The sequence below is a fragment of the Mucilaginibacter sp. P5_A6 genome, assembly GCF_056400585.1.
The window spans coordinates 339,884-352,430 of the sequence record NZ_JBFUKZ010000002.1; the positions used below are offsets into that span (position 1 = coordinate 339,884).

At 39.3% G+C, this 12,547-nt stretch carries 8 protein-coding genes; 5 read left to right on the forward strand and 3 right to left on the reverse strand.

The genetic code is table 11. The features are described from left to right. Window positions 1-171: 171 nt before the first annotated feature. From AC1DO4_RS03510 to AC1DO4_RS03520, 3 genes are all read right to left on the reverse strand, one after another. Window positions 172-2,508: a tetratricopeptide repeat-containing sensor histidine kinase gene (locus tag AC1DO4_RS03510; protein WP_477413026.1), complete on the reverse strand. Its 2,337-nt coding sequence runs from the start codon at window positions 2,506-2,508 to the stop codon at window positions 172-174. Between the two features lie 485 nt (window positions 2,509-2,993). Beyond that, window positions 2,994-5,264 (reverse strand): histidine kinase dimerization/phosphoacceptor domain -containing protein, encoded by a 2,271-nt coding sequence (locus tag AC1DO4_RS03515; RefSeq protein ID WP_477413029.1) that lies wholly within the window; start codon window positions 5,262-5,264, stop codon window positions 2,994-2,996. A gap of 383 nt (window positions 5,265-5,647) precedes the next feature. Continuing rightward, window positions 5,648-7,576 (reverse strand): sigma 54-interacting transcriptional regulator, encoded by a 1,929-nt coding sequence (locus tag AC1DO4_RS03520; protein ID WP_477413031.1) that lies wholly within the window; start codon window positions 7,574-7,576, stop codon window positions 5,648-5,650. A gap of 414 nt (window positions 7,577-7,990) precedes the next feature. On the opposite strand from AC1DO4_RS03520, the gene AC1DO4_RS03525 reads away from it, so the two are divergent. From AC1DO4_RS03525 to AC1DO4_RS03545, 5 genes are all read left to right on the forward strand, one after another. Next, window positions 7,991-9,100, forward strand: a complete 1,110-nt coding sequence (locus AC1DO4_RS03525; RefSeq protein ID WP_477413034.1) for a sigma-54 interaction domain-containing protein — start codon at window positions 7,991-7,993, stop codon at window positions 9,098-9,100. A 668-nt stretch (window positions 9,101-9,768) separates the two neighbouring features. Beyond that, window positions 9,769-9,981, forward strand: a complete 213-nt coding sequence (locus tag AC1DO4_RS03530; RefSeq protein ID WP_477413036.1) for a hypothetical protein — start codon at window positions 9,769-9,771, stop codon at window positions 9,979-9,981. 41 nt (window positions 9,982-10,022) lie between these two features. Then, window positions 10,023-10,592 (forward strand): hypothetical protein, encoded by a 570-nt coding sequence (locus AC1DO4_RS03535; RefSeq protein ID WP_477413038.1) that lies wholly within the window; start codon window positions 10,023-10,025, stop codon window positions 10,590-10,592. 478 nt (window positions 10,593-11,070) lie between these two features. Next, a complete protein-coding gene (locus AC1DO4_RS03540; RefSeq protein WP_477413040.1) occupies window positions 11,071-11,463 on the forward strand; it encodes a hypothetical protein in 393 nt (130 codons plus the stop codon). Window positions 11,464-11,505: 42 nt separating this feature from the next. Then, window positions 11,506-12,234 (forward strand): sensor histidine kinase, encoded by a 729-nt coding sequence (locus AC1DO4_RS03545; protein WP_477413042.1) that lies wholly within the window; start codon window positions 11,506-11,508, stop codon window positions 12,232-12,234. The last annotated feature ends 313 nt before the right edge of the window (window positions 12,235-12,547 follow it).

The window sequence follows — 12,547 nt, forward strand, 5'->3', positions numbered from 1 at the left end:
TATGCAAAATTGCAGTTATTCAACAGCCTAAAAGTGGTCCAGAGGTCGGGTGGATGAGGGTCCAGAAAAACCTAAAAATAGAAAATTACAATACGCTAAAAAATATAAAGGTGATGCGAATGATGCGCTCCTGAATAGTTGAAAAAAACAATTTGATGTAATACGTATGGCTTATGTGGCTACTCCACCGGCTGCTTTCAAAGTGTTTTCAATCTTAAACTTTATGGCTATTGCAACACCGGGGGCATTACTTATCTCAAAACTACTCCCAAGTTGTTTACTAAGGGCCCGCATCATTTCCATGCCCAGCGACGACGTAGCCGCCAAATTAAAATCAGCCGGTAAACCTTTACCGTTGTCGGCAATGATAAGCCGAACAATTTCCGGTTCAATTAATTGGCCCTTGATAACGATCTCTCCGCCATCATCACCAAAGGCATATTTAATGGAATTGGTGATCGCTTCGTTTAATATCAGCCCCATAGGCACGGCCTGTGATATGTCGAGATTTACCGGTTCCACTTCTTCTTTAAACCTAATTTTGCGATTGTTGCAATCATAAGAAGCGCAAAGATACCTCACCAGGTCGCCAACATAATCAGGCATTACAACAGCTGCTACATTGCTCTTACTATAAAGCTTTTGATGAATAATCGAGATAGCCTGTACGCGGTTTTGACTATCCCTGATCGCATCGATAGCATCGGTGTTTTGTAAATAAGCAGATTGCGTGTAAAGCAAACTCATAATAATCTGAAGGTTGTTTTTTACCCGATGGTGAACCTCTCTGAGCAGCCATTCTTTTTCAGCTATTAAACCTTCCTGCTGTTTTAATAAGGCGTCTTTTTCCTTTAATAGTTTTTCTTCTTCTTTGACCAGTGCAGAGAGCTCGTTGTTCTGGCGATTAATTTGATCCTGTTTAGACTGAAGACGAAAATTGGTTCGCCGTTTATTTCGGTAGGCTAAGTAAGATAAAGTAGCGAGTATAATAGTTATGAGGATTCCCGCAAGTGTAATATTTCTTTGTAAGTTACTCTTTTCTAGTTCGCTTTTTTGAATACTTGATTGACCGTTGAGGTTTTGAATGGTCTTATCCTTTTTCACCGACTCATATTTGGCCTCAAGCTCGTTAATCTGCCTGTTGTTTGCCAAATCAGTAAGCGAGTCCTGTATGAGTTTTATTCGCTGAAATCCTTTTAGTGCTGCCTGGAAATCCCCCCTGGCAGAATCCAGTTTAAAACGGTCGGTATATATTGTCAACCTGGTGACCACCAACATTTTTTTTGTTTGCAGCGTCTCTAATGAAATTAATTCCTCAGATAGCTTATCCCATTGTTTGGTAAAAATATAGTGTTTGAGGAGCGGTTCGTAATTTTCAATGTATTTATCAAGCGTGTAAAATTGAGAATCTTTTTTAACGTCCTGGTATAATTTCTTAAAAACCCTTTTATAAGCCGGGACAATCTTTTCTGCATCGTAAACATTATTAAGTAAATTGTACAACTTCAACTCTGTGGACAAGATCATACTTTCTTCGCTAACAGTTTTTACCGGGTACCTTTTAGATAATTTCCGCAGGTGGGCCAAGCCTACCCTGTATTTTTTCAGATCAGTATAGCAGGTTACAATTCCGTTTATACACGGGAAATAATAACTTCTGTCTTCCAGCTTAACAGAAATTGCCATGCTTTTTTGATAAAACGGGATCGCCTTTTCATATAATTTGTTTTTAAAATAGGCCCTGGCCAAACAATAATAATAAAGCATTCCATCGTCAATAGTATGAAGAGGATAATTTTCATAACTGTTTACACATTCAATTCGTGCCATCAAAGTTTTCTGGACGTCATTTTTCCGGTAATAGGTTTCAGCGAGCAAATAATAGGCATAATATGTTTTCGGATAATGGAGCGCTTTGGACTGTGCAATAACTGAAAGTAATTCCCGTTCGGCCTTATCGTAAAGGCCCAGATTGAGATCCACATCAGCTACTCTGCCGAGAGCCTGGGAGGCTTTTAGTTTATCATTTCTCGATTTATATATTTCGTAGGATTTGTTGACGCATTTACTTCTGATGTTTAGATGCGGAGCGTCATCATATTGGATAAGATCGGCGTACTTATCCCATATCGCCGCCTCTTTTAACTGCTCACCTGTTGAATGGTAATGATCAGTTACCGTTGTAAAGAGCTTACCAGCTTTCTCAAAATCCCGCCTCTTTATACTAATTTCGGCCGCCATCGCCAGTGCACGATATTGTTGATCAATTGCATTAATAGAGCTACTGAGTATTTCACCAGATTGGACGTAATAAAAAGCGCTGTCCAGATTTTTTTTGTCTGGGCCGGACTTGTTCAGGTAATGACGTCCTAACTGAAGCAGCAAATTTACCCGGTTAGTATCTTTACCTGTTGTGCTGAGTTTTGACAGCAGAGTACCGGGTTCCTGGGCCACAGCGATTAATGTCGAGAGCAAAAGACTAATAAAGATAATAAGCCCTTTATTCATAGTGCCTTCAATTAACTAATAATGTGGGAATAAATTAATCTTAAGATCACCGACGTTTTGTTCGATTATATCCCTTTAATCGCAGGATATTACTTAATTAGCTTTATCATGCTATTCAAAAGCTTAAAATTACTCAATTTTTGAATTATCAGAAGATAATTATTGCCATACCACATTCAGGGTTAACTAAGCTAAAAACTGTAAAGTTTTTACGTAAACTGGAGTATAAATTTAATAAAGAAGGTGCGCATAGTTACTCCCTTTTTCTATAGTAAGCACTTACTATTATTTTTTGTTGTTGTAAAAGATGGCTCTTGACGGGATTGCTTTGAAACGGAAACAGATAATAAAGATGCAAATATATCATGTGGCTTATTGTGCAGCGTACGACGTTTTAATCTATCCAATACGTGATGCCAAATTCAGCTTAACATCCTTGCGAATTAGGCTGCATATATAATTACTCCGGGGGAATAGTGTGTATGCTAAGCTATTTTTAATTGATTTTCGATCTTAAACAGTACAGTTACGATTACACCCAGTTTTCCGCTGATCTCAAAACTGCCGCCAAGCTGCTTGCTGAGTGCTTTCATCATTTCCATCCCTAACGACGACGTTTCGACCAAATTGAAATTGTCGGGCAGCCCTTTACCATTGTCAGCAATTGTAAGTTTAACAGTGTCCGTGCCTAACTTGTGGCCTTCAATAATGATCGCTCCGCCATCCGTTCCAAAGGCATATTTGATGGAATTCGTTATCGCTTCGTTTAATATCAGACCCATAGGTACCGCCTGGGAGATGTCGAGGTTCACCGGTTCTACGACCTCTTTCAGTTTGATCCTTCGATGGTTACAATCATAACAAGCACAAAGATGCCTTACCAGGTCGCTAACGTAATCGGACATTATAATCGTTGCGACATTACTCTTGCTATAAAGCTTCTGATGAATAATTGAAATTGCCTGCACCCTGTTCTGACTATCCTTGATGGCCTCGATTGCATCGGTGTTTTGTAAATATGCAGCTTGCGTATAGAGCAGACTCATTACTATTTGCAAGTTGTTTTTAACACGGTGGTGAACTTCTTTGAGTAGCCATTCTTTTTCGGTCACCAGATTTTCCAGCTGCTCATTTTTTTGAGTGATAAGTTTGTTTTGCAGCGTGACGGTTCTGTTATTCATTTTCCTTAGCCGGCCTTGCCGGTATAATAGCGCCGCTATGATTAAGACTAACACGATGCCAGCAATTGTAATATCCTTCATCAGGTTAGCCCGTTGCAGATTGCTTTTATCCAGTGCGGCCCATTGATTTAACAGTTTTATGCTATCTTCTTTTTGCCTGGTTTCAAATTGAACGGCGAGTTTTTTTGCGTTCTCTTCCTTAGCCCGATTCAAGTCAAATTCCTGTGCGTTATGGTAAAAACTTAAATGTTTGATGGCCGAGAAATAATCACCGGTTGCTGAATCAGCCAGGAAAAGCAAATAATTTAAATGGCTTTTTACCGACGACGCGAGCACATTGTTCTTATGATTAACGACAAAATTTAAGAAGGGTTTTGCTTTGGCATACTGTTTTGACTCGACGTAAAGCTGACCAATATCCTTATAAAGAGAGACAGATAGGACTGCCTGAGTTTTATTTATCGTTAACGCAGTAAAAAAGGCTTCCTCAGCTTTTTTATAGTTTTTCATGTCGCGATAAATATTTCCGAGTAACATGGCATCAGCAATCTTATCGTCGGCATTTGTTGCCGGGTATTCAGTCTGCATGCGCCGAACATACTTGATAGCCTCAGGATATTTTTTCATTTTTCGCAACGCACGTATCGGCAGATTAAAAGCAGAACGTTGATTTAAGCAAAACATGCCCGCATGTATTTTCAGATATTCAATAGCTAAGTTTCCAAGATCAAAGCCCTTTTGGTAGTTTCCGTTATTGAAAGAGACCATTCCATAGATAAAATAGATGTCGCCTGCAATGAGGGTGTCCTTCGTAGCCTTCATCGTTTTTATTGCTTCCTGACTGTAGTATTCTGCTTTGTCGGGATGGCCGGTATAAAAATAATAACCTGCCAGGACATTAAATGTGTACTGTAAATAAGGATATTTCAAAGCGCGGTACTTCTTCAAGGCTTCGAGATATTCGTTCTCAGAATCTCCTTTTGACTGAGCCATATGGATGTACGCTTTATCCGGCAAATGAAATTGAATGCTTATGCGTCGCGCTTCTTCAGCATAATAGAGCCCTTTGTTCCATGCGGCTTGCTGGTCAGCAGCGTCAGTTATTCCATATTTATAGCTTAAGTTCAGACATAATGCGGCTTTGGCTGTATCTTTTAATGCCGGGAGAATGTTTTCGGCAGCCTGCATATTATTCTGGAAAGTAAAAATGTCGGCCATAAACAATAAAGCCTCATCTTTACTTTTTTTAGTATGGTACTTTATACTTGAATCACTTGCCGCTATTCCGAAAGCCAATGCGCGTTTCATATCTGAATCGTGACGAAACGGCTTATTCAGGTAAAGATTAGTTAGCCTGAGGAGTATATTTATTTTATTCTTTCCGGAAACACTTACAAGCCGTTTTAACAGGATATGTTCATTTGAAGAATTCTCTGGCTGAGGCGAGGGGTAATATTGGCCCAGGCTTGCTAATGGGAGTAATAATAGTATGGATATAGCGAGGGCACGATTACGAGCAATAGTTAATGATCTGGAGAGTAAAATAACGGTACTGATAATGAGCCTGTTAATCATGGTAAAGTTCAATTAGCTTTTATTGTTCCGTCGCAGATATTTTTATAATTCTTCATCTTAAAATATCACATCGATATTATTCATTGCTAACTCCACATTGTGGAAATTAAAAGGCTGAAAAGACTTCCAGTTGTATGAGCCAAGCTTGTACCATTTATTTAAAATTTTAATAATCAGCTAAATATGATTACAGCTTAATAATATAAAGACGATATTTCGGACGGTTTTGTAATAGCGGACGATATTTAGTCGGCTTTAAGAAATAAAATAATTGTAAGTGATCAACAACAAAACGGTGAGGGCGAATTGCTATGCAGATATTAGACGGGGAAGCGCTGTATTAGAGCAGAGAAACTTATTATAAACGATTATGTGGTTCAAAGTTATTTGATACCCAATTTCTTCATTTTCGAGTGTAGTGTAGTAGGCGGCAGGCCGGTAACCTCAGCAGCTCCGCCAGCGCCTCTTATACGGCCATTACATTTTTTTAGCACGCTAATAATGTAATCCCTTTCGTTTTCTTCAATTGTTTTGATCCTTTCGTCGACAGGTTGATTTGGATTTACGCTGGTTGCTGTGCGTTTCTGCAATTTGACTTCCGTTATTACCGTTCCTTTAGCCATTAATATGGAGCGTTCAATAAAATGTTCCAACTCTCTGACATTGCCTGGCCATGGGTAATCGAGCATCTGATCAAGAACCTCCGGCGATACACCGGTAACCGGCTTATTATATTTATTTGAATAGTAAGTGACGAAATGATCCACAAGGGCCGGTATGTCGTCCGTTCTTTCGCGTAAGGATGGGATCTCAATAGGAAATACAAATAGGCGATAATACAAATCTAAACGAAACCGGCCTTCTTCCATTTCCTGTTCTAAATCCCGGTTTGTGGCAGCAATAATCCGGACGTCAATATTAAAAGGCCCTTTACCACCAACACGTTCAATTTCCTGCTCTTGTAAAACACGGAGCAACTTCACCTGCAGATCAACTGTTAATTCACCAATTTCGTCCAGGAAGATGGTACCGCCGTTGGCCTGTTCAAATTTGCCTATTCTTCTTTCCATTGCCCCTGTATACGAGCCTTTTTCATGCCCGAAAAGCTCGCTTTCAATAAGGTTGGCTGGAAGCGACGCGCAGTTTACTACAACAAGGGGTTTGTTTTTACGAGCCGATAGCGAATGGATACTTTTTGCAACTCTTTCTTTCCCCGTTCCACTTTCCCCGAGGATAAGAACTGAGGTATCTAACGGAGATATAGTGGCGATTTGATCAAACACTGACAACATCAAATGACTATGTCCCACTATTCCGTCAAAAACACCAGGCATTTCTTTAGTTTTTTCTGGGGTGCGGAAATCATTTGCTGGTCGCCGGACATATTCTTCAATAATGGAAGCATGCTTATTGTCTCCCATTACATCTCCCAAGGCATTTATTAAACGGCTTAGCAGCGTAATATGGACCTGAGAATATGTGCTGCCTTTCCGGTTATAAAACTCATACCGGATCAGTTCTGAACTATCGGACAGTACAGGAAAAAATAGCGCAGATTCAAAATCATAAGCATCAGCAATCGTCTTACTTAAAAGATTTTGATTACACATGGCATCAAATTCGTCACCATTAAAGAATTTAGCCTTGTTAGCAGCAGGCAGCGATTTGAAAACACGATCGAGCTCCTTAAGAGCCATCCCGGTGATGTTAATGAATTCCTCCGTTCCCAAAATTTGATACTCGTCAAAGCCAATCCTTAAAAAACCGATACTGCTTGTAGATTCGCCTGCTTTTCCAATAATAAAATTTAAATAATCAAAGGGAATATACGGCTGTAGAATGTTTGCCATTTGCAGCAATTTCTGCCTCATATCGGCTGTATTAGAACTAACGCCTTTTAATTTTTGATTAAGTTCAAATTCCTGCTGGCGGCGGGCTTCCAGGCTATTTTGATGACGATAGAAAGCGACATCCAACGTTGTCAGGAGATCCGATTCCCTGAATGGCTTAACGATAAATCCATATGGCATTGTTGATTTGGCTTCTTCAAGCAATGTTCCCTGAAAATTTGCTGTGAGGTAAACAAAAGCTATATTAAATTCCGTGAGCTTCCTTGCCAGGTCGATCCCGTTTAATGTTCCTTTAAGATGAATGTCAAGCAATACTAAATCGGGTTTTTGTATTTCAATTGTTGAAAGCGCCTCTGAAACAGATTCCGATATGCCGCAAACCCTATAACCGGCCCCCGTTAAAATCAATTTCAAATGGTGAGCCACAAGCGATTCGTCTTCAACAATTAATATTTTCTTCATTGGGGGTAATTAACAAATGACAAATTAAACCAAATTTGAAATAAATACTGTAAACAATAGCAATAAAAACAGGTGTAATGCATTAAATACCTGTCTATTGCCTGTTGAATAATTTACAACCGGCTGGATGTTTTTGTTTATTCAAAGCTCCCCACCAATTTGTAGTAATTACCCGGTATTGCCTGATTCGATTTAAATACGTCATTCAGGGAGTTATTGCCCACGGTTCTTTCGGGGACATCTTAGTATGCTATTCGTCAAATTCAGACCCAAAGCCGACGATATATAATTTTCAAAATACAAAATGGTCGAAATATCGCCGTTGCCGCGATTAAATACAGCCTTTTATGCAATCAATTAAAGTGGCATAAAATTCGAGCATCCAAAAACAATGAATGTTTAATACAACTTAAAATGGAAACAGAGGGAACAATATTGCGACCGGCAATCCGCCAACAAACAGTAGATAAACCAAAATTTCATGATCAAATATTTGGAAGCACCCTGATCGGGTCGGAAATGAATGCGGAAATTACCAAACAAGGTTCGAAGCCACAATATAATTACCCCGGCCTTATTGGGAACAGCTTCGAAATGCAAAACGTTTATCGACTCATGTCATTGGTCGCATCATGCAACTCGACAGTACTGCTGTTGGGGGAAACAGGCACCGGCAAGGAAGTAATAGCCCGCGCTATACATCAATCGTCGTTGAGAAAAAGCAAACACATGGTAACCGTAAACTGTGCTGCACTTCCTGCCAATTTGATAGAAAGCGAACTATTTGGTCATGAAAGAGGCTCATATACAGGGGCAATGGAAAGAAGAATAGGCAAATTTGAATTGGCACATCAAGGCACTATTTTTTTGGATGAAATTGGAGAACTTCCAATAGACCTGCAGGTAAAGATATTGCGTGTGATCCAAGAACGCGAATTTGAACGGATCGGTGGAAAAACAACGATCAAGGTTGATGTACGGATCATTGCTGCTACCAACCGGAACCTTGAAACGGAAGTTAATGAACGCCGATTTAGATCCGACCTTTATTACCGCCTGAACGTTTTTCCAATCAGCCTGCCGCCATTGAGAGAACGCATGGACGATATCGTTCATTTAGCCACATTCTTCCTTTTACATTACAGTAAAATTACCGGCCGAAAAGTGAATTCAATATCTAACAAGGTAATACAACAATTAAAAAGCTATTCCTGGCCGGGAAATGTTAGGCAACTGGAACATTTTATTGAAAGAAGCGTGCTTCTATCAAACGGCGGTGTACTAAACGACATCAGTTTACCAGCTTACGCCAGCGAATGCAAAAACGAACAGGAGGTTTTTAAGAATAAGACGCTTTATGATGTTGAAAGGAATCATATCATTGAGGTATTAAAAAGATGCAGCGGCCGGATTTCCGGAAATGGAGGTGCAGCCGACTGGTTAGAGATCCCTCCGACTACTCTGCATTCAAAGATGAAAAAACTCGATATTCAAAAACAAGACTATTTTTTCAGGATGGCATAATATATTCTACCATTTTACCGCCATAAAAAGCAAGACACATACGGATTGTATCTCCGGGTAATTACGGGGATGATGATAGCAAACGCTAAAGATCGTCGAGATGAGCCTGGCCCCAGGCCGTCCGCCAATAAATGACAGGTATGTTTTCGAAGGAAATTGGCAAATCCAATCTATTTGGAGCATGGCTGAATCAACCAGTTTCAACCGCGGCATTTTCATATTAATTCATACGTGCCTATCCCCTTATCACCATTTACATTAGTAAAAGCACGGATAATAAAGTTACTCCCGGCAACAGTATAAACCATTTTCGTGATATTCTCCACCTCACCGGTATGGTTTAGCAGACGAAGGCAAAATGCGCAAGACAGCCAAAACGAAAACAAGAAATTAATATGGCCTTTTAACACTCCATAACATCAGCCAAAAATGATAGTTAACCGGCATTTCTTTGTTAAGTAACGCTATAGAAACAGCCCCTCTGTTGACTGTCAGATTTCGTGTAACTAATAGCTAATCCACGAAATAAAGTTCTTATATAATCTGAGATTCAATGCAAATATCTGATTATTAATACATTATAAATTGGCATTGTGTTGGCATAATAGTAAAGCGGAGCGGAATCACAGGTATTAACATTTACCATGAATTATTAAACATAAATCAAAATGGAAACAGTATTTGTAGCAACACATCTTATCATGGTCATCTGCGTGACAACCATCATCTGGCTGGCCATATTCTCAAAAAATAGTGATGGAAATGCTGGTTCAAAACCAATAATTGTCCAGAGCCCAATTTTACTTTTGCGTAGCATTCAGGTAACAATGAATGCATTTTACCGGGTAGCCATAATCCATTTCGAAGCATTTGTAAAATGAAATTGAACAACTCTTTAACATCAATAAATAATTCCAAAACCATGGAAAATTCAATTAAAATCAGTGTTATTACACTTGCATTATTTTCATTTTTAAGCATGCGTTCAAATGCGCAAACAGCAAAAAAGACCGAATCGTATGGCTCGGGTATCAGGTTGAGTATAGGTGCAGATGGCGGAATCCCGGTCGGTTCTTTAAAAGATAATTATGACTGGAACTTTGGCGGATCGATACAAGGCGATTTTCCGATTATTAAAGATCAATTATATGCAACTGTTAATGGTGGCTATAATAATTTCTTTGCCAAAAATAGTTCAAGCCTCAATGATATTCATATGATCCCAGTTAAAGGAGGACTGAAGTATTTCCCTTTAAAGTGCCTCTATTTGCAGGGAGAAGCAGGAGCCTCATTCATTACCAACAAGAATGATCTTGGCTTTAATAAATCTGCAGTTTTTGTTTATGCGCCTCAAGTAGGATTACTCTTTTGCCTCGGCGGCAAAAACTACATTGATGCCGGAATCCGCTTTGAAGGGAATACCAAATTCGATGACGGTGGCAAAACAAATAACTTCTTATGCCTGCGGGTAGCATATGCTTTTATTTTGTAATGCTGATGAACTGCTTTTTTTGGGCAGGCCGAGGCCTGTTTCAAAAGGCAGTTTCGGTTTGCAGTACATTCATGTGCTAATAATCCAGGGCAAATGTAAATAGAAAACCATGACAACGATGAATAACTTTAATATCCGGCGGGCAGTAAGAAATCTGGTTATTATTACTGTTTTAAGCCTGGTCTACCTGTTTGGCAAACACTTGCAGACAATTCATAAAACACCCGGCAAGAATTCTTTGAAAAGCGTGTGTACAAATTATAAATAATTTAGATTAACACGCCTTGAATAATATGCTGTTTGCGATTGCCAGTTTTATTAGTGATTTATCAACTGCGATAATAAATATTATCCGGGGTTAATATGACTCTCCGACGAGTGGGACCTTTGGTAATTGCTATGCTCAAACAAAGCAGGTTGTAATATCCAACAATGTTTTACAGCCCGGAAATAGTGATTTACGGATCAAAAAACAATTATGATGCACAACAATGACGATATGTTATTCGATGCGACCACAAAAAAAGGCATCCGTGAAGGGGATATAAAAATATCAATCATTGAACTAAATACAAACGATGATAATAGCCCATGTCTTGGGCAGGAAAGGACACAAACAGCAATAAAATCATCAAATGCAGGGATTTGGACCCTGGATATTGCAACAAATTCGCTAATGGTTTGCAAAAGATGTAATGAAATTATCTCTATATGGGACTTGAAGAATGTAAACATCAAATTGTTTAGCGATCTCATCGGTGGCGGATATAAAAAAGGCGCGGTAAAAGCCATTTTTCTGGCCATTAAAAAAGGGGTTCCATTCGACATGGAAGTACCAGTCATTGCTGGTAAAAATTCGTGTCCAAAATGACTGAGGATAACGGGCGCGGCCACTTTTAATAACCGAAATCCCGTGCCAGTGATTCATGGCATGTTTGAGGATATTTCGGAAAGGAAAAACTGCGAGCTTTTGAAGCAAGACTTCCTGGCTATAGCAAGCCATGATTTGAGATCACCATTGTCGGTCATTAAGCTTTGTATACAGGTGTGCAGCCAGGTCGCCGGGAGTATCGGTAATAATCATATTCCTGGAATGCTTAAAAAAGCGGAGCTGCAGGTTCATAAGATGGACAGGATGATCCAGTGCTATTTGGAGTCATCGGCGATGACGGCAGGAAAGATGAGCCATTTCCCAGTAACATTTGACATCAGGGAATTATTGAAAGAAGTGATAGGTGACTTGCATCTTTTATATCCTGGTTATATTGTTTTTCTTAAGCAAGGGTTCGATATTCAAGTCTATGCCGACAAGGAGAAGATAGCCCAGGTGTTTCAAAACCTGTTAAGTAATGCCATTAAATATTCGTCGAGTACAGACGTAATTATAGTACATTCTAAAAAAGTGGGGAATTGCTTGCAGGTGGTGGTTGAAGACCAAGGAATAGGGATAAGGGCCGCCGACCAGGAGAAAATATTTGACAGGTTTTATAGGGTGGAAGGTGAAAATGAGAAGACAGTGAAGGGCTATGGCATGGGATTATATCTTTCCAAACAAATTATCAAACAACATAAGGGAGATATCTGGTTGGAAAGTGAAGTTAACAACGGCTGTAAATTTTATTTTACATTGCCCTTATTCTGACCCAGGATTTTAGCGTAATCGATAAGTAGGAGATATTTGGCTATTCATCTCCCGTAGGGTTCACAAGGCCATTGTTCCTCAGACTAGGCTCGAACCACAAAACATCGATAATCTACATTTGAAAAGTTCAAGTACTCGAAATCTTGTTTTCATCCTCTGTAGAATTTGATTGTTTTAAATTTAAATCATAAAATGCCGGATATGGTTCTTTGCTTCTCTTACTGAATAAGAAGTCCGCGTTACAACAGGGTAAATCTTTATCGTGTTGATCATGACTTTAATAAAAGGGCTTGCTTTAAGGGGTAAATAAAAA